This window comes from Mycobacterium sp. AMU20-3851, assembly GCF_043974665.1.
Taxonomy (GTDB): domain Bacteria; phylum Actinomycetota; class Actinomycetes; order Mycobacteriales; family Mycobacteriaceae; genus Mycobacterium.
Genome location: NZ_CP146371.1, coordinates 2,857,753 through 2,874,566, shown reverse-complemented (window position 1 = coordinate 2,874,566; position 16,814 = coordinate 2,857,753). Strand labels below are relative to the sequence as shown.

Here is a 16,814-nt window from a genome sequence, read left to right as displayed (position 1 = left end):
CCACTAGCCTATGGGCATGGCTACCGCCGGCGACGTCAATCTGTTCCCCACCGAGATCTACTCCCAGCGCATCTCCGCGGCCGCGGCCGGCGCGGCGAATGCCGGCCTGGCGGGTCTGGTCATCACCCCGGGCTATGACCTGCGCTATCTGGTGGGCTCGCGGGCGCAGACCTTCGAGCGGCTCACCGCGCTGGTGTTACCGGCCGACGGGTCGGCGCCCACCGTGGTGGTGCCCCGGCTGGAACTGGCCGCGCTGCGCGAGTCCGCGGTGGCCGAACTCGGTGCGACGGTGCTCGATTGGGTGGACGGACAGAATCCCTACGAACTCGTCGCCCGCGCCCTGCGTGGCTCGGGCGCCGATCCGGTCACCGTCGCGGTCACCGATTCGATGACCGCACTGCACCTGCTGCCGCTGGCCGAGGTGCTCGGGGCGGTGCCGGTGCTGGCCACCGATGTGCTGCGCAAGCTGCGGATGATCAAGGATGCCAGCGAGGCCGACGCGCTGCGCAAGGCGGGGGCGGCCATCGACCGGGTGCACGCCCGGGTGCCGGAGTTCCTCAAGCCGGGGCGCACCGAGTCCGACGTTGCCGCCGACATCGCCGAAGCGATTGTCGCCGAAGGCCACTCGGAGGTCGCGTTCATCATCGTCGGGTCCGGACCCAACGGCGCCGACCCGCATCACGAATGCTCGGACCGCGAACTGCAGGTGGGCGATATCGTCGTCGTCGACATCGGCGGCCCGTACGCCCCCGGCTACAACTCCGACTCCACCCGTACCTACAGCCTCGGTGAGCCGGACGCCGAGGTGGCCCGACGGTACGCGGTGCTGCAGCGGGCGCAGGCCGAGGCGGTGGCGGTGGTGCGGCCGGGGATCAGCGCCGAGGCCGTCGACGCCGCGGCGCGGGATGTGCTGGCCGCCGAGGGACTGGCCGAGTGGTTCGTGCATCGCACCGGGCATGGCATCGGGTTGTCGGTGCACGAGGAGCCCTACATCGTGGCCGGCAATGAAATCACCCTGGAGCCCGGGATGGCGTTCTCCGTGGAGCCGGGCATCTATTTCCCCGGCGAATGGGGCGCCCGGATCGAGGACATCGTGCTCGTCACCGAGGACGGTGTTGAGTCGGTGAACCGGCGCCCGCACGACCTGGTCGTGGTACCGGTCTGATATGGGGAGCTGATTGTCAAGGGGCAGGGTGAAGCGGCGGCCGTAACCGTCGCTACGGCCGCCGCTTCGTTGGCCAGGTAAGTGCTTGGTGGTGTCGAGCGTGTCATGTCGACGCGTTGTCAGTCTGATATGCGCGGGTTGGTTACCGCAGGACGGGACTTTCGAGTCGGAGTTGACCGCCATCTAGCATCGAGCGTGATCACGTTGTCGGAAAACGCGATTGCTCATAGACCGCTCGTGGGTCACTCCAAGACGCTGCCGTCTCCACCAAGCATTCCGACCTGGACGTTCATGGGTGACTACTCGTCGAGTACCGCCAGTGACCAGCACCAGCCGGCCAGTTCGCGGGCCACGGCCATGTTGGCGACCACGGAACGTTTCTTACGTTGATCGAAATGGGCCCACCGCTGATGCAGCCGCCGGTTGGCAGCCTGGCCACGCGCCTTGGCGGCCGGCGAGGCCAGCTCCCAGCGGCGCCGCAACACCGTTCCAGGCCGATAAGGGGCCCGGTGGTGCCAGGCCGCCTCGACCAGCAGGCGCCGGGCGTGTCCATTGCCAGTCTTGGTCACCGCGCCCTGGGCCCGGCTCGCGCCAGAGGAGTGTTCCGAGGGAACCAGGCCCAGGTAGGCGCCGATCGTTCGCCCGGTCAACCGGTGCCAATCCCCGATCTCGGTGGCCAGTCCGAACGCGGTCAGCGTGGCGATCCCCCGTAGGCAGCCCAGCCGTCGCACCACCGGGGTGAACTCACTGTCAGCTGCCATCGCCTCGATCGCCGCCTCGAGACGTTCACGACGGTCTACGCAGGCGGCCATGGCGTCGAAGGATGCGTCGTAGGTCAACTGCAATGCCGGACTGCCGAAGCGCTGCCGGCGCAGCCACAACTCGTGCCGCATGGTCCAGGCCTTCCCGTCGTAGTAGACGATTCCCTGGCGCAGAAGCAGTTTGGAGATCCGATGTCGCGCGGTCATCAGATCGCCGCGGCAGTCCTCCCGAGCCCGCACCAGATCGCGGGCCGCTTCCTGGCTGGCTGTGGGGACCGTGACAGCGGTGATTTGACCCAGATGCAGCAACCGCGCCAGATGCGCGGCATCGCGAGCATCGGTCTTGACCCGGTCCCCAGCCGGACGGATCAACTTCGACGGCGCAGCAACCTGACACTCAATGTTGGCCATCTCCAACGCTCGGGCCAGACCAAACCCCGTCGGGCCGGCCTCATAGGTCACCGCCACCGGGCCCGGCAAGTCCGCAATCCAACCCAGGATCTCGCGGTGATCCGGCGTCAACCGCCGTTCCGTGATTTCACCGGTTTCGCGGTCCAACCCGCACGCAACCACCGAACGTGCGTGCACATCCAAACCAACACTCGTACGCTGAGCTACCACTGGGGCCTCCTACATCTGTGGCTCTACCGGCCAGGACCCAATTCCTGTCGGCAACCCACGTTCACATGCAGTGAGGCCCCAGCCTCCCCATACCGTCTAGTCCTCGCCGCGGTCCAGCAGGGTGGACGAACCGAGCACCCGTTCCACCTTGACCTCGATGACCACCCGGCGGGGATTGACCCGTGGGGTGCGGTAGCGCTGGGCGTAACGCAGTTCGGCGTCCCGCACGGCATCGGGATCGGCACTGACGGTGGAGGTGCCCTCCAGCGACAGCCAGCGCGCCCCGTCGACCTGGCTGAGCACCGCGACGCCGCGTTCCTTGGCGTTGACGGCCTTCTGCGAACCACCGGTGGTGATGACCCGCGCTATGTGGGTGGTCGGATCGAAGGTGAAGCCGACCGCGACGACGTGCGGCGAGTTGTCGCTGCGCAGGGTCGTCAGCATGGCCAGATGCCGCTCGGTCAGGAAGGCCAGCGCATCGGTGGTCAGTCGGGTAGTCGCCTTGCGACCTGATGTAGCCATCGGGGTCCACGCTAGCGCAGGTCATAATCTGAGCCATGAAAGACACGGGCCTGGTCGTGATTTTCGGCGGGCGCAGCGAAATCGGTGTGGAAGTGGCGACGCGCATCGCGGCCGGACGGCCGGTGGTGCTGGCCGCCCGCCGGGCCCATGACCTGGCCGCCGAGGTCGAGGCCGTCCGCGCGGCCGGCGCGACGGCCGTGCAGGTGCGCGAGTTCGACGCCGACGACACCGCCGCGCATCGGGGGCTGGTCGACGCGATCACCACCGAACACGGCCCGATCGGCACCGCGGTGCTGACCTTCGGCGTGCTCGGCGACCAGGCCCGCGCCGAGACCGACGCCGGCCACGCGGTCGCGGTCGCGCACACCGACTACGTGGCGCAGGTCAGTCTGCTGACCGTGCTGGCGGATTCGATGCGCCGCGCCGGCGGCGGGGACCTGGTGACCTTCTCCTCGATCGCCGGGGTGCGGGTGCGCCGGGCGAACTATGTGTACGGGTCGGCCAAGGCCGGCCTGGACGGGTTCTGCAGTGGGCTCTCCGATGCCCTGCACGGTTCCGGTGTCCGGCTGTTGGTCGTCCGCCCCGGCTTCGTGACCGGCCGGATGACCGAGGGGATGGCGCCCGCCCCGTTCTCCAGCACGCCCGCCCAGGTGGCGGCGGCGACGGTGCAGGCGCTGGCCAAGGGGCGGCGCACGGTGTGGGTGCCCTGGCAGGTCGCGGTGATCGCGGCGGTCTTCCGGCTGCTGCCCGGACCGATCTGGCGGCGGTTGCCGCGATGACCCCCGGGAAGGTCGTCGTGGTCGGCGTCGGCGCCGACGGCATGTCGGGATTGGCCCCTTCGTCTGCAAACGAACTGCGCAGCGCCACAGTCATTTACGGCGCGCCCCGCCAACTCGAGCTGCTGGACGAGACGATCACGGCGCAGCGGCGGGAATGGCCGTCACCGCTGCTGCCCGCACTGGGCACGCTGTTCGACGGCCTCGACACCGTGCACGTGGTGGCCTCGGGTGACCCGATGCTGCACGGTATCGGCGCCACGCTGATCCGGGTGTGCGGCGCGGACCGGGTGCGGGTCCTGCCGCACGTGTCCTCGGTGACGCTGGCCTGCGCCCGCCTCGGATGGAGCGTGCAGGACACCGAGGTCATCAGCCTGGTCACCGCACCGGCGCACACCGCAGTCCGCCGCGGCGGCCAGGCGGTGGTGTTGAGCCGGGACGGGTCCAGCCCGGCCGAGGTGGCCCGCCTGCTCACCGAGCACGGCCGCGGCGCTTCGGAATTCGTCGTGGCCGAACAGCTCGGCGGACCTGATGAGCGGGTCCGCCGCTCGGTGGCCCGGGACTGGTCCGGTGATGTCGCGGCGCTCAACGTGATCGGCATCCGGTACCTGCCCGATGATCGTCGCCAGCACGCCCTGCCCGACGATGCGTTCGCCCACGACGGGCAGATCACCAAGCAGGCGATGCGGGCGGTCACCCTGGCCGCGCTCGGTCCCCGACCCGGGGAACTGCTCTGGGATGTGGGGTCCGGGTCGGGCAGCGTAGCGATCGAATGGTGCCGCAGCGCGCCCGGGTGCACCGCCATCGCGTTCGAACGCGCCGCGGCGCGGCGGGAGCGCATCAGCGGCAACGCGATATCGTTCGGCGTGCGAGTCGACGTGCGCGGTCCGGCGCCCGAGGCCTTCGAGGACACCGGCGGTGCGCCGGCGGCGATCTTCGTCGGTGGTGGTGCGACCTCACCGGGTCTGCTCGAAGCCTGCATGCAGCGACTGGCCCCCGGCGGGCGACTGGTCGCCAACGCGGTGACCGCAGAATCGGAAGCGGTTGTCACACAGTGGTACTCGAAGATCGGGGGAGAGTTGCGGCGGTTCCAGCACTATCAGGGCGAACCGATCGGCGGGTTCACCGGCTTCCGTCCGGCCTTCCCGGTCACCCAGTGGCAGGTGAGCAAGCCGTGACGGTCTACTTCATCGGTGCCGGCCCCGGCGCGGCCGACCTGATCACGGTGCGCGGTCAGCGACTGCTCAACCGCTGCCAGGTGTGCCTGTACGCGGGTTCGATCATGCCCCGGGATCTGCTCGACTTCTGCCCGGCCGACGCCCGGATCGTCGACACCGGACCACTGACCCTGGATCAGATCATCGACGAGCTGGCCGCCGCCGACGCCGCCGGCCTGGATGTGGCCCGGCTGCATTCCGGGGACCCGTCCATCTACAGCGCGCTGGCCGAGCAGTGCCGTCGGCTGGACGAGCTGGGGATCGGCTACGAGGTCGTGCCCGGAGTGCCGGCATTCGCGGCGGCCGCCGCCGCACTGGGCCGTGAGCTGACGGTGCCGGGGGTGGCCCAGACAGTCACGCTGAGCCGGGTCGCGACGCTGTCCACGGCGATGCCGGAGAAGGAGTCGCTGGCCGCCCTGTCCGCACCCGGGGCCACCCTGGTGCTGCATCTGGCCGCCGCGCAGGCCGAGACCATCGTCGCGGAGCTGACCGCCGGCGGCTACACCGCCGAAACCCCCTGTGCGGTGGTGGCCTACGCGAGCTGGCCCACCGAACAGCTGGTGCGCTGCCCGCTCGGGGAGCTGGTGGAGCAGCTGCGCGCGGCCGGGATCACCAAGACCGCGGTGATCATCGTCGGTGATGTGCTCGCCGCCGCGGGGTTCACCGACAGCTACCTGTACTCCTCGGGCCGGCGCCGCGGAAGCCGCCATTGAGCACCACGGCGCGGGTGCTGCTGTTGGGGGGCACCGGGGAGGCGCGGGCACTGGCCGCCCGGCTGCATCCGCAGGTCGCGGTGATCAGTTCGCTGGCCGGGCGGGTACCCGACCCGGCGTTGCCGGTCGGTGAGGTGCGTATCGGTGGGTTCGGCGGCCGCGACGGGCTGGCGGACTGGTTGCGCGCCAACGCGATCACCGCCGTGGTGGATGCCACCCATCCGTTCGCGGCCACCATCACCGCGAACGCGGCGTACGCCGCGGACCGGTGCGGGCTGCCGCATGTGGTATTGGCCCGGCCGGCCTGGCCGGAGGGGGACGCCCTGGTGGTGGCCTCCGATGTCGAGGCCGCCGCCGTGGTGGCGCGCAACGGCTACCGGCGGGTGTTCCTCACCACCGGGCGGTCGGGCACCGCGGCGTTCCGCGGCACCGACGCGTGGTTCCTGATCCGGGCGGTGACCGCGCCGACCGCCGACCTGCTACCGGCGCGGCATGAGATCCTGCTGTCCCGCGGCCCCTACCTCGTCGACGGGGAACGGGAATTGATGCGGGAGTACGCCATCGATGCGCTGGTGACCAAGAACAGCGGCGGGGACATGACCCGGGCGAAGCTGGACGCCGCCGCCGAGTTGGGGGTGCCGGTGATCATGGTGAGCCGCCCCGCACTGCCCGCCGGGGTGCAGGTCGTGCACAGCGTGGACGCTGCGGTGGACTGGCTGGGCGCCGGGGCCTAGATCAGCGCCAGGGTGTCGAGTTCGCGGATGGCCCGGCAGGATCGCTGCGCCATGGCCAGCATCATGTCGTCCCCGCGCTCGGTGGACGTCGCGAACGCGACACCGAACACGATGATCAGCGGCGCCTGGAGCATGCCGAGACGGTAATCCCGCCAACAGGTTTCCAGGTCGTAGTCCTGCACGCCGAGGGCGCAGAGCTCGCCGTGGTAGTCGGCGACGAGCTCCCGTTCCGCGGCGGCGCGGGTCTGCGGTTCCAGGCTGGTGCCGGTGAAATAGGCGAGATCCCGTGTCGGCAGACCGGAACCGAGTGTCTGCCAGTCGACGATCGTGACCCGATCGCGGTCCGGATCGAACAGCATGTTGTCCAACCGGTAGTCACCGTGCAGCAGCGCGAACCGGCTCGTCTCGGCCATCAACCACGGTGTCACCATCGCCATCGACGCCGCCATCGTGGCGCGGTCGTCCGCGCTCATCCGGTCACCCAGCTTCTCCAGGGTGATCTCGGTGGCCATCTTCGCGACATCGCCCATGCCGGAAGCCATTGCGGCATCGGGCTTGGGCATGGCGATGCCGGGGAAGTCGGTCAGCTTCGGGTCGCACCAGCTCGGTGCATGCAATCCGGCCAGCGCCCGCACGGCCAGCTTGGCTTCGGCGACGTTGCACCCGGCGATCTGGTCGCCCTGCTCGGCGGGCGCCATATCCGCCAGCAACAGCACGAATTCCGCTCCGTCACCGTCGATCTCGCAATGGTAGTTGCGGGGGATGGGCACCCGGACCAGGTCCGCGACGTTGGCGTAGAAGGCGTGCTCGGAGCGGTAACCGATGGCCACCCGGTCGCGGACGGTGTCGTCCTGCGAGGGCAGCTTGACGGCGAACGTCCGGGGCAGTCCGTCCGCGGCCCCGCCGTAGGCCACGGTGAGCCGGTAGGTCGCACCGGTCTGCCCGGTCCCGATCGGAGTGACCTCGACGTCGCGGACGTCGGCGCCCAACACACCACCCAACCAGGTCGGGGTCACATCGTCGGGACTGCGGGGGATGGCGTTGCTCATGACGTCTGGTCTCCGATCACCGTGCCGTAGATGGTGTGTAGCCAAATAGTTTCCGCGCCGACGACGAGATCGTCGCGGGATCGCGGGCCCCCCGCGACGAGGCGTTCCAGCAGCCGGTCGTTGAGTTCGAGCAGCACGCCGGCGAGCACCTCGGCGGCAGGTCCGTCGGGAGCATGCCCGGCCGCTCGCTCGGCGTCGATCATTGCCGCGATGGGCGGCACGAACGCCTCCCGCGCGTTGTCCCAGATCTCGCGCACCGCACTGCTGGCCGCGCGGGCGTCCAGCATCGCCGCGACCAGGTAGCGGTGCGCGGTACCGGTGTCCATGAGCGCGTCCAGCATCGACCGGATGCGGCCGCGGGGCGATCCGGTGGTCGAGGTGACGACATCGCCGGCGGCGAAGACGTCGTCGTACATGGTCTCGAGCAGGCCCGCGACGGCCGCGGCCTTGTTCTCGAAGTAGAAGTAGAACGCCGAGCGGCTCACACCGGCCCGCGCGGCGACCTCGGCGATGTTGACGGCCTCGAAACTGGTGGCGCGCAGGGCCTCGTCGAAGGCCGCCAGGATGGCGGCCCGCCGTTGATCGCTGCGCTGGGCCGCGCGCCGGTCGGTCGGCGAACGCCGCAGCGGTCCCGGTTGTTCGCCGACGTCGGCGACGTCCTTGCCCGGCTGCACGAGCGGGACATTATCCCTGCCGCTGACAACTGTCAACGATTCTCGACAGTTGTCAGCTCGGGTAGGTCCGCGGGGTGAACACCCGGTCACCGTGCCACTGCGTCTGGGAGGACCCGATGATCAGCAGACAGCGCATGTCCACCTCGGCCGGGTTGAGATCACCCAACCGCACCACCCGCACGGTCTCGTTCGCCCCCGCCACGTCGCGCCCGATGACCACCGGGGTGGCGGGGTCACGATGCTCGAGCAGCAGCTGCTTCATCTCGCCCACCTGCCAGGTGCGCGTCTTGGACGCCGGGTTGTAGACCGCGATGGCCAGATCGGCGGCGGCGGCCGCGCTGACCCGTTTGGCGATGATCTCCCACGGCTTGAGCCGGTCCGACAGCGAAATGACGGCGTAATCGTGCCCGAGTGGCGCGCCGACCCGGCTGGCCACCGCCTGCGCGGCGGTCATCGCCGGGATCACCCGCACCGGAACATCCGGCCAGGCCTTGGCCTCCTCCAGGACCGCGGTGGCCATCGCGAACACACCCGGATCACCCGAGGACACCACCACCACGGCCTTGCCCTGCTGGGCCAGTTCACAGGCCAGCCGGGCGCGGGCCATCTCGTCGGTGTTATCGCTGGCGTGCCGGGTCTGTCCGGCACGGGCGCCGACCCGGTCCAGGTAGGGGAAATAGCCGATCAGATCGGTGGCGCCGGCCAGCTCACGCCGTGCCTGCGGGGTGATCCAGTCCAGGTCCCCGGGACCGAGGCCGACCACCGCCACACTGCCACCGGGCCGGGAGGCGGCCGCCTCCCCGGGCAGCATCACGATCGAGAAGTACGGCACCTTGGTCTCGTCCACCTCGGCGGCGCCCAGCACCCGCTGCTGATCGGTGCTGGCCCGCTCCACGTACAGCGCCCGATCAAGCCGTTTGGTCGCCGAAAGCGCCTGCCGGACATCCGGATACGACTTGCCCAGCTTCATGATCACGGCCGCGTCGGTATCGGCGAGGCGGCGGGTGAGTTCGGCGGCGGGCAGCGTCCCGGGCAGGATGGTCAGCACCTCGTCGCCCTGCACCAACGGCGTGCCGGTGGCGGCCGAGGCCGCGCTGACCGACGTCACCCCCGGCACGATGACGGCATCGAACCGCTCGGTGAGCCGGGTGTGCATGTGCATGTAGGAGCTGTAGAACAGCGGATCGCCCTCGGCGAGCAGCGCGACGTTCCGCCCGGCATCCAGGTGCACCGCGATCCGCTCGGCGGCCTCGGCGTAGAACTCGTCCATGGCGCCGGCGTACCCGCCCGGATGGTCGGTGGTCTCGGTGGTCACCGGGTAGACCAGGTGCTCCTCGACCTGACCGTCGCGCAGGTACGGTTCGGCGATGCGACGGGCGATGCTGCGACCGTGCCGCGCACTGTGATAGGCCACCACATCGACCTCACCGATCAGCCGGGCCGCCTTGACGGTGACCAACTCCGGGTCGCCGGGGCCCAGCCCGACTCCGTACAGCGTGCCCTTACCTGCTGCGCTCATTCCTGCTCACTCGCAATCGCATTCACCGCGGCGGCGGCCATCGCGCTGCCACCCCGCCGACCGGTCACCACCAGATAGGACATCCCGCGTGGCCGCGCGATCAACTCGTCCTTGGACTGCGCGGACCCGACGAACCCGACCGGTCCGCCCAGCACCGCGGCGGGCACCGGGGCACCCTCGTCGATCAGCTCGAGAAGCCGGAACAGCGCCGTGGGCGCGTTCCCGATCGCCAGCACGGCACCGTCGAGCCGGTCGGCCCACAGGTCGACCGCGGCCGCCGAGCGGGTGCTGCCCAGCGTGGCCGCCAGCTCCGGGGCGCGCGGATCGGCCACCAACGAGACGACCTCGTTGCCGGCCGGTAGCCGGGACCGGGTGATGCCCGCCGCCACCATCGACGAGTCGCACAGCACCGGCGCCCCGGCGGCCAGCGCGGCGTGCGTCCGGGCCACCACGTCGGCGGTGAAGGCGACGTGCTCGGTGACGTCGACCTGGCCGCAGGTGTGGATGAGCCGGACCACCACGCGGGACACGTCCTCGGGAAAACGGGTCAGATCCGCTTCGTCCCGGATGGTCGCAAACGATTGCCGGTAGATCTCCGCAGCGTCGCGGGTGTAGTCGAGCACGCCGATCACCCTACGGGTGGCGCGCCTCGTAGCCGTGTCCGGTGGCCACCAGCACCTCGGCGCCCAGCGGGCTGCCGCAGGCCCGTGGGCAGCCAACAAAATGTCGATGCGCCCCCGAGGCGCCGTCGGTCAGCGCGGCCCGCGCGTCGGCGCGGACGTCGGAGAGAGATTTGTCACAGCCAGGGCTACCCGTGCACGCACTCAGCGTCAACCAAGGGGAGTTCTCGTCGAAGACGAGCCCCAACGGAGCCAGCACCCGAAGCGCGGTGTCCGCCACGTCCTCGGTGAGGTCGCACACCAGCATCGTGCGCCATGGCGTCACCACGACCGGCGCCTCGATGGCGGCCAGGAACTCCGCCGTGCGGGCCGGCAGCACGCCCAGCGGCACCGCGGCACCCAGCGCGATCCGGTCTCCGGCCGGATCGGCCGACTGCGGGATCCAGCCGACCGGCGGCCGGCCGCTGTGGTGGGGATAGGCGTGTCCCGCCTCGGCGGTGGCCACGAAGCCGTCGAGCAGCACTTCGGGATCGTCGAGCTCGGTGACCCGCCAACGCTTTCCCCGGACCGCCTGGAAGCGGCGCGCGATCTCGACCATGGTGGGCACCGCATCCTCGGCGGCCACTCGGATCCCGGTGTCCACGCCGGCCAGGGACAGCGCCACCGCGGCCGCACCGGGCAGGACCACGACGCCGACGTCGGTGCGCAACCCGGCCACATCCACGCGGCCGTCGTCGATGGAGAACCAGAACCGTCCCGGCAGGGCGGCCAGGGCGGGATCGGCCTGCAGGGCGGCGTCGAGTTCGCCCACCCAGCCGCGGACGTCGCACAGCCCGCCGCTGCGCCCGGACAGGGGCGAGCACACGATGTTGCGGACCCGTTCATGGGTGGGCGAGGGCAACAACCCGGCGGCAGCCAGCGTCTCGGCGACCGGACCGGGATCGGTGATGCCGCGGATCTGCAGACTGCCCCGCGAGGTCAGCTCCAGCACCCCGCCGCCGTACCGGGAAGCCAGGTGCGCCAGCGTCTCCAGCGCGGCGGCCGAGATCACCCCGCCCGGCAGACGCACCCGGACCAGCCCACCGTCGGCCGCCTGGTGTACCTGTAGCGCACCGGGGCACGCGTCCTGATCACGGGTACGGCTCACGGGTCCACGGTAGTCCTGTGCCGGCGGCGCACAACGCGACCGGACCGCACCCGGGCGCGCGAAAACGAGTAGTGCGCTACCCGGTCCCCGGCCCCGACCCGCTCCTAGTGTTGCCCGACATGGAGACGCATCCCAGCGTCGGGGAGGGTCCGCAAAGTATCTAGGAGGACTCGAAATGTCCGATCTCACACCATATCTGGCTCAGCGGCCACACCTGCCACGCCCCGATCTGCACCGCCTCACCGATGCGGTGCACCATGCCGGGGAGAGGGCCCACGCAATGTTCGAGTACGAGGAAAAACACGAGTGCAAGCGGTACCCGTTCATCGAGGATGCGCTGCTGTCGCGCGAGATGGGCCGCCTCTAGATCAACTGGCCCTGGCGGCACGCCCCAATCCCGGATCGACCACCGCCGAATAGCCGGAGGCATCACCGGCGACGACGCGACTGCGTTCACCCTGCACCGAGACCGGGATGTCACCGGCCAGGGTGACCCGGCTCAGCCGCCGGAACTGATCGTCGTAATCGGAGACCGCGTAGTGCTGGGTGGCCCGGTTGTCCCAGATCGCCAGGTCGCCGGGCTCCCAGCTCCACCGGACGGTGTTCTCCAGCTTGGTGACCCGCGCCTGCAGCAGGTTCAACAGCGTGGCGGACTCGTGGGCACCCAGCCCGACGAACCGTTTCACGAAGTGCCCGAGCAACAGCACCCGTTCACCGGTCTCCGGATGCACCCGCACCACCGGGTGCTCGGTCTCGAAGTACTCGGAGATGAACTCCTCGCGGTACTCGCGGGTGGTGTCGCTCAACTGCTCGTGTCGGCCATCGAAATCCGCGGCGTAGTCGTAGGTGTTGGTGTGCACCGCCCACAGGTTCTCCACCAGTGCCCGTAGCGGTGCGGGCAGCTCCTCGTAGGCCGCGCGGGTGGATGCCCAGGTGGTGGTGCCGCCATAGCTGGGTAGGGTGACCGCCCGCAGCAGCGACACCTTCGGGATGCGGTCGACGAAGGTGACGTCGGTGTGCCAACTGTTGGCCTTGTCGTAGCGGGAATCGATCGGCAGGATCCGCGCGCCGCGCGACGTCACCGTCGGGTGCGCGGTGGTCGGCGTGCCCAGCCGGCGCGCGAAAGCCAACTGCTGCTCGTCATCGAGATGGTGCTGGCCGCGGAAGAAGATCACCTTGTGCTCCAGCAGGGCGGCGTTGATGGCGGTGACCTCGTCGTCACCGAGGTCGCGATGGTCACCGCTGATGCGCACCCCGTCCACGCGGGCGCCGATCCGGGCGCCGAGTTTGACGACATTCAGGCCGTTGCGATGGGTCATGGCTCCATTGCGCCAGTTCCCGCCGGGGCCGTAAACGGTTTCGCTGGCGGCGATCCGAACTCGCCAAACGTCGAGGTCGGCGTGTTGGAACGGGCCGCGGTGTGACATCGGCCACAGCTTCTCGCGCGATGTCTGCTCACGCACAGAATGCGGGTCACGGGGCCGGTGCGGGCTAGATTTCCAGACAACCCGGTACCGCCGGTACCCCTTTGAGAGGAGGCGACGTCATGGCCTCATTGATCGCAATCGCACTTGGCGTGGTCCTGGTGGTCGCCGCCATCTGCACGCCGTACCAGGACTCCTGGTACGGCCGGTGGAGCCGTTCCGAACGCTGACCGGCAGGCCGCTCGAAGCGGCTGGTGGGGTAGAAATGGCCAGTGCCGAGTGTGCTGCTGCTGTCGACGTCCGATACCGATCTGATCACCGCCCGCGCCAGCGGCTCGGACTACCGATGGGCGAATCCGTCCCGGCTCGTCGACGATTATCCGACCCGCGAACTCACCGAACTCCTGGACGGCGTCGAGATCGCGGTGGTGCGGATCCTGGGCGGCTACCGCGCCTGGCAGGACGGTATCGACGTCCTGGTGGCCAGCGGGGTCCCGACCGTCGTGCTGTCGGGGGAGCAGTCACCCGACGCCGAACTGATGCGGCATTCGACGGTCCCCGCCGGTGTCGCACTGCAGGCCCACATCTACCTGGCGCAGGGCGGGGTGAACAACGTCGCGAATCTGCATCGTTTCCTGAGCGACACCCTGCTGATGACCGGCGAGGGTTTCGACCCACCGGTGACCATCCCGAACTGGGGCGTGCTGGAGCGTCCGGAACCCGCGGGCGACACGGGCACCGGCCCGACCGTCGCGGTGCTCTACTACCGAGCCCAGCACCTGGCCGGCAACACCGGTTACGTCAGCGCGCTGTGCGATGCGATCACCGAAGCGGGCGGGCGTCCGCTGCCGGTGTACTGCGCTTCGCTACGCACGGCCGAACCCGAACTGCTCGACCTGCTGGGCACGGCCGATGCGCTCGTCACCACGGTGCTCGCCGCCGGGGGTGCCACCCCGGCGGCCGTGGGGGCCGGCGGGACCGACGACAGCTGGAACGTCGCGCATCTGGCCGCCCTCGACGTGCCGATCCTGCAGGGGCTGTGCCTGACCAGTTCGCGGGCCAAGTGGTCGGAGAACGACGACGGCCTCTCGCCGCTCGATGTCGCCACCCAGGTCGCGGTGCCCGAGTTCGACGGTCGCATCATCACGGTCCCGTTCTCGTTCAAGGAGATCGACGACGAGGGCCTGATCACCTACACCGCCGACCCGGAACGCTGCGCCCGGGTGGCCGGGCTGGCGGTCCGGCACGCGCGCCTGCGCCACGTGAGTCCCGCCGACAAGCAGATCGCTCTGGTGTTCTCGGCCTATCCGACCAAACATGCGCGCATCGGCAACGCCGTGGGCCTGGACACCCCGGCCAGTGCGGTGGCCTTGCTGCGGGCCATGGACTCGCACGGCATCGACATCGGCGAATTCCCGGGCGTCGACGCCGAAGACGGCGACGCCCTGATCCACGCGCTCATCGAGCGCGGCGGACAGGACCCCGACTGGCTGACCGAAGAGGCGTTGGCACTCAACCCGATCCGGGTGTCCGCGAGCGACTACCGACGCTGGTTCGCCACCCTGCCTGCCGAGCTGGCCGATGCGGTGGTGACGCACTGGGGCCCGCCCCCGGGTGAGCTGTTCGTCGACCGCAGCCGAGACCCCGATGGCGAGATCGTCATCGCGGCAATGCATTCGGGCAACGTGGTGATCCTGGTGCAGCCGCCGCGCGGGTTCGGCGAGAACCCGGTGGCCATCTACCACGACCCGGACCTGCCGCCGAGCCACCATTATCTGGCCGCCTACCGCTGGCTGGACGGCCAGTTCGGCGGGACCTTCAGGGCCGACGCCGTCATCCACCTCGGCAAGCACGGCAACCTGGAATGGCTGCCGGGAAAGACGCTGGGGATGAGCGCCGAGTGCGGCACCGATGCCGCGCTCGGTGACCTCCCGCTGATCTACCCGTTCCTGGTCAACGATCCGGGCGAGGGCACCCAGGCCAAACGCCGCGCGCATGCCAGCCTGGTGGACCACCTCATCCCGCCGATGGCCCGCGCCGAAACCTACGGGGACATCGCCCGTCTCGAGCAACTGCTCGACGAGCACGCCAACGTCTCGGCGCTGGACCCGTCGAAACTGCCGGCCATCCGTCAGCAGATCTGGACGCTGATGCGCGCGGCCAAGATGGACCACGACCTCGGGCTGGAAGACCGGCCCGACGAGGATTCCTTCGACGACATGCTGCTGCACGTCGACGGCTGGCTGTGCGAGATCAAGGATGTGCAGATCCGCGACGGCCTGCACATCCTGGGCCAAGCCCCCCACGGGGAGGCCGAACTCGATCTGGTGCTGGCCATCCTGCGGGCCCGCCAGCTCTTCGGCGGGGAGCAGACGGTGCCCGGTCTGCGCCAGGCGCTCGGGCTGATCGAGGACGGTACCGACGAACGCACCAGCGTCGACGCCGCCGAGGAAGCCGCCCGCGCACTGGTCGCCGGGCTGCAGGACAGCGGCTGGGACGCCGGGGCCGTCGAGCGGCTGACCGACGATCCCGTGGTCGCCGAGATCCTGCGGTTCGCCGCCACCGAGGTGGTGCCGCGGCTGCGCGGTACCGCGGGCGAGATCGATGCGGTGCTGCGGGCGGTGGACGGGCATTACGTCCCGGCCGGACCGTCCGGTTCGCCGCTGCGCGGACTGGTCAACGTGCTGCCCACCGGCCGCAACTTCTACTCGGTGGACCCCAAGGCGGTCCCGTCCCGGCTGGCCTGGGAAACCGGTGTTGCGATGGCCGATTCGCTGTTGGAGCGCTACCGCGCCGACTACGGCGACTGGCCGTCCTCGGTCGGCCTGTCGGTCTGGGGGACCTCGGCAATGCGGACCGCCGGCGACGACATCGCCGAGGTGCTGGCCCTGCTCGGGGTGCGGCCGGTGTGGGATGACGCCTCGCGCCGGGTGGTGAACCTGGAGCCGATCGACCTCGCCGAACTCGGCCGGCCCCGCATCGACGTGACGGTGCGCATCTCCGGATTCTTCCGGGATGCCTTCCCGCACGTGGTGACCATGCTCGACGATGCGGTGGCGCTGGTGGCCGGCCTCGACGAGAGCCCGCAGGACAACTTCGTGCGTGCCCACGCCCAGGCGGACCTGGCCGAGCATGGTGATGAAAGACGGTCCACCACAAGGATTTTCGGCTCCAAACCGGGGACCTACGGAGCGGGCCTGCTGCAACTCATCGACAGCCGCAACTGGCGAGACGACGCCGACCTGGCGCAGGTCTACACCGCGTGGGGTGGGTTCGCCTACGGCCGCGGCCTGGACGGGGCACCGGCCTCCGACGATATGAGCCGCCAGTACCGGCGGATCGCGGTCGCGGCCAAGAACACCGACACCCGCGAGCACGACATCGCCGACTCCGACGACTATTTCCAGTACCACGGCGGGATGATCGCCACCGTCCGCGCGCTGACCGGCAAGGACCCGGCCGCCTACATCGGGGACAACACCCGCCCGGATGCGGTGCGCACCCGCACCCTCAACGAGGAGACGACGCGGGTGTTCCGGGCCCGTGTGGTCAACCCGCGCTGGATCAACGCCATGCGCAGGCACGGCTACAAGGGCGCATTCGAGATGGCCGCCACGGTCGACTACCTGTTCGGTTACGACGCCACCGCGCATGTGATGTCGGACTGGATGTACGAGCAGCTCAGCCAGAGCTACGTGCTCGACGGCGAGAACCGCAAGTTCATGTCCGAATCCAACCCGTGGGCGCTGCACGGGATGGCCGAGCGGCTACTGGAAGCGGCCGGCCGCGGGATGTGGGCGGCCCCGGAGCCGGCCACCCTCGACGGTTTGAAGCAGGTGCTGCTGGAGACCGAGGGTGAACTCGAAGGCTGA

At 69.9% G+C, this 16,814-nt stretch carries 15 protein-coding genes; 7 read left to right on the top strand and 8 right to left on the bottom strand.

Annotated elements, in window-relative coordinates; translation table 11 throughout:
- The first annotated feature begins 16 nt into the window (after positions 1-16).
- On the top strand, positions 17-1,165 hold the full coding sequence (locus V4U86_RS13820) for a M24 family metallopeptidase (RefSeq protein ID WP_395311756.1): 1,149 nt from the start codon (positions 17-19) through the stop codon (positions 1,163-1,165).
- A gap of 299 nt (positions 1,166-1,464) precedes the next feature.
- Here the strand turns inward: V4U86_RS13820 and V4U86_RS13815 are convergent, their stop codons facing one another.
- Positions 1,465-2,547, bottom strand: coding sequence for an IS110 family transposase (locus tag V4U86_RS13815; protein ID WP_395308692.1), 1,083 nt, complete (start codon positions 2,545-2,547; stop codon positions 1,465-1,467).
- Between the two features lie 96 nt (positions 2,548-2,643).
- On the bottom strand, positions 2,644-3,069 hold the full coding sequence (locus V4U86_RS13810) for a F420-dependent biliverdin reductase (RefSeq protein WP_395311755.1): 426 nt from the start codon (positions 3,067-3,069) through the stop codon (positions 2,644-2,646).
- A 35-nt stretch (positions 3,070-3,104) separates the two neighbouring features.
- On the opposite strand from V4U86_RS13810, the gene V4U86_RS13805 reads away from it, so the two are divergent.
- From V4U86_RS13805 to V4U86_RS13790, 4 genes are read left to right on the top strand one after another with little or no spacing between them, the layout of a single operon-like run.
- Complete coding sequence (locus V4U86_RS13805; RefSeq protein WP_395311754.1) at positions 3,105-3,848, top strand: SDR family NAD(P)-dependent oxidoreductase; 744 nt, start codon at positions 3,105-3,107, stop codon at positions 3,846-3,848.
- Positions 3,845-5,023 carry a precorrin-6y C5,15-methyltransferase (decarboxylating) subunit CbiE gene (gene cbiE, locus V4U86_RS13800; protein WP_395311753.1) on the top strand — a complete coding sequence of 393 codons (1,179 nt, stop codon included), beginning with the start codon at positions 3,845-3,847 and terminating at the stop codon, positions 5,021-5,023. The genes V4U86_RS13805 and cbiE overlap by 4 nt, the downstream gene beginning before the upstream one ends.
- On the top strand, positions 5,020-5,775 hold the full coding sequence (cobM, locus tag V4U86_RS13795; protein ID WP_395311752.1) for a precorrin-4 C(11)-methyltransferase: 756 nt from the start codon (positions 5,020-5,022) through the stop codon (positions 5,773-5,775). The genes cbiE and cobM overlap by 4 nt, the downstream gene beginning before the upstream one ends.
- Positions 5,772-6,509: a cobalt-precorrin-6A reductase gene (locus tag V4U86_RS13790; protein WP_395311751.1), complete on the top strand. Its 738-nt coding sequence runs from the start codon at positions 5,772-5,774 to the stop codon at positions 6,507-6,509. Before cobM ends, V4U86_RS13790 begins: the two co-directional genes overlap by 4 nt.
- On the opposite strand, the gene V4U86_RS13785 is transcribed toward V4U86_RS13790, so the two are convergent.
- Genes V4U86_RS13785 through cobG form a run of 5 tightly spaced genes read right to left on the bottom strand, consistent with a single transcriptional unit; the run spans position 6,506 to position 11,518 of the window.
- Positions 6,506-7,558, bottom strand: a complete 1,053-nt coding sequence (locus V4U86_RS13785) for a phosphotransferase family protein (RefSeq protein WP_395311750.1) — start codon at positions 7,556-7,558, stop codon at positions 6,506-6,508. The two genes, V4U86_RS13790 and V4U86_RS13785, sit on opposite strands and share 4 nt — an antisense overlap.
- On the bottom strand, positions 7,555-8,232 hold the full coding sequence (locus V4U86_RS13780) for a TetR/AcrR family transcriptional regulator (RefSeq protein ID WP_395311749.1): 678 nt from the start codon (positions 8,230-8,232) through the stop codon (positions 7,555-7,557). The genes V4U86_RS13785 and V4U86_RS13780 overlap by 4 nt, the downstream gene beginning before the upstream one ends.
- A gap of 52 nt (positions 8,233-8,284) precedes the next feature.
- Positions 8,285-9,751, bottom strand: coding sequence for a precorrin-2 C(20)-methyltransferase (locus V4U86_RS13775; RefSeq protein WP_395311748.1), 1,467 nt, complete (start codon positions 9,749-9,751; stop codon positions 8,285-8,287).
- Complete coding sequence (locus V4U86_RS13770) at positions 9,748-10,374, bottom strand: precorrin-8X methylmutase (RefSeq protein WP_395311747.1); 627 nt, start codon at positions 10,372-10,374, stop codon at positions 9,748-9,750. The genes V4U86_RS13775 and V4U86_RS13770 overlap by 4 nt, the downstream gene beginning before the upstream one ends.
- Before the next feature lie 10 nt (positions 10,375-10,384).
- Positions 10,385-11,518 carry a precorrin-3B synthase gene (gene cobG, locus V4U86_RS13765; protein WP_395311746.1) on the bottom strand — a complete coding sequence of 378 codons (1,134 nt, stop codon included), beginning with the start codon at positions 11,516-11,518 and terminating at the stop codon, positions 10,385-10,387.
- A gap of 175 nt (positions 11,519-11,693) precedes the next feature.
- On the opposite strand from cobG, the gene V4U86_RS13760 reads away from it, so the two are divergent.
- Positions 11,694-11,885 (top strand): hypothetical protein, encoded by a 192-nt coding sequence (locus V4U86_RS13760; protein WP_395311745.1) that lies wholly within the window; start codon positions 11,694-11,696, stop codon positions 11,883-11,885.
- A gap of 1 nt (position 11,886) precedes the next feature.
- Here the strand turns inward: V4U86_RS13760 and V4U86_RS13755 are convergent, their stop codons facing one another.
- A complete protein-coding gene (locus V4U86_RS13755; RefSeq protein WP_395311744.1) occupies positions 11,887-12,837 on the bottom strand; it encodes a TauD/TfdA dioxygenase family protein in 951 nt (316 codons plus the stop codon).
- A 377-nt stretch (positions 12,838-13,214) separates the two neighbouring features.
- On the opposite strand from V4U86_RS13755, the gene cobN reads away from it, so the two are divergent.
- Entirely contained in the window at positions 13,215-16,814 is a 3,600-nt protein-coding gene (gene cobN, locus V4U86_RS13750; protein WP_395311743.1) for a cobaltochelatase subunit CobN, read from the top strand.

Excerpts from the sequence above, each read along its gene's own strand:
- V4U86_RS13820 (WP_395311756.1), top strand. The coding sequence starts at position 17 with ATGGCTACCGCCGGCGACGTCAATCTGTTCCCCACCGAGATCTACTCC.
- V4U86_RS13810 (WP_395311755.1), bottom strand. The coding sequence starts at position 3,069 with ATGGCTACATCAGGTCGCAAGGCGACTACCCGACTGACCACCGATGCG.
- V4U86_RS13805 (WP_395311754.1), top strand. The coding sequence starts at position 3,105 with ATGAAAGACACGGGCCTGGTCGTGATTTTCGGCGGGCGCAGCGAAATC.
- cbiE (WP_395311753.1), top strand. The coding sequence starts at position 3,845 with ATGACCCCCGGGAAGGTCGTCGTGGTCGGCGTCGGCGCCGACGGCATG.
- V4U86_RS13785 (WP_395311750.1), bottom strand. The coding sequence starts at position 7,558 with ATGAGCAACGCCATCCCCCGCAGTCCCGACGATGTGACCCCGACCTGG.
- V4U86_RS13775 (WP_395311748.1), bottom strand. The coding sequence starts at position 9,751 with ATGAGCGCAGCAGGTAAGGGCACGCTGTACGGAGTCGGGCTGGGCCCC.
- V4U86_RS13760 (WP_395311745.1), top strand. The coding sequence starts at position 11,694 with ATGTCCGATCTCACACCATATCTGGCTCAGCGGCCACACCTGCCACGC.
- V4U86_RS13755 (WP_395311744.1), bottom strand. The coding sequence starts at position 12,837 with ATGACCCATCGCAACGGCCTGAATGTCGTCAAACTCGGCGCCCGGATC.